This window comes from Streptomyces muensis, assembly GCF_021474425.1.
In the GTDB taxonomy this organism is placed as follows: Bacteria; Actinomycetota; Actinomycetes; order Streptomycetales; family Streptomycetaceae; genus Streptomyces; species Streptomyces muensis.
This window is the reverse complement of record NZ_JAKEIP010000606.1, coordinates 1-898: the sequence shown is the minus strand read 5'-3', so window position 1 is coordinate 898 and position 898 is coordinate 1. Positions and strand designations below refer to the sequence as shown.

The 898-nt window shown below is 72.2% G+C and carries 1 protein-coding gene; it reads right to left on the bottom strand.

The features are described from left to right. Positions 1-733 (bottom strand): class I SAM-dependent methyltransferase (locus L0P92_RS44675; RefSeq protein WP_234768844.1); only part of this gene is annotated, 733 nt, incomplete at its 3' end. Positions 734-898 lie beyond the last annotated feature (165 nt).

The following is an 898-nucleotide window of genomic DNA, read 5'->3' as shown; positions in this document are numbered from 1 at the left end:
GCCCCGGCCCGTCCACCACCGGCCAGTCCACGGCAAGGTCCCGCACCGCCCGGATCCACCGCTGCCGGGCACCGTAGGAGGCATAGGGCGCCGCGGCGGCCCAGGCCCGGTCGAAGTCCCGTAGAAACGCATGCACCGGCTCACCGCTCACATTGCGATGAATAAGCACCTTCGGCAGCCGCTCGGCAAGATCCGAAGGCCGCTCCAAAGACCCCAACCGAGCGGCGAAGGTCACCGTCCGGGGCCCCTCCGCCCCCAACGCCACCCACACATGCCGCCGCCCGACCTCGTCACAGGTCCCCTCGACAACCAGCCCGGCCGGCGCGAGCCGAGCGCACAGCCGCTCCCAGACCCCGGCGACCTCCCCCTCCTCGTACTGCCGCAGCACATTGGCGGCCCGCACGAGCATCGGCCGCTCCGCGACCGGAATCTCGAACCCCCCGTGCCGAAAAACCAGCCCGTCCCGCTCATACGGCCTGGCGGCGGCAACCCGAGCCGGCTCGATCTCCAGCCCCACCACCCGCACCCGAGGAGCAACCCCCCGCAACCGCCCGAGCAACTCCACGGCAGTCCAGGGAGCGGCCCCATACCCCAGATCAACAGCCACAGCCTCACCGGCCCGCCGCAACGCACCCCCATGCACATGGGCGATCCACCGATCCATACGGCGCAGCCGATTCGGATTGGTGGTCCCGCGAGTCACGGTCCCCACGGGACGGACGCGGGCTGTCATACGTACGAGAGTAGTTCCCGCCCTCAGCCAGTGGGCCACCCGCACCGGCGCAACGGCGAGCAGGGGACGTGCCGGGGGGTGTCCGCCCGCAGCGGCGGGCGTCCATCACCGAGCACCGCCCCAGCCAACGGCAACCGCCCGACCGAGGACGGACACCCCCCGGCG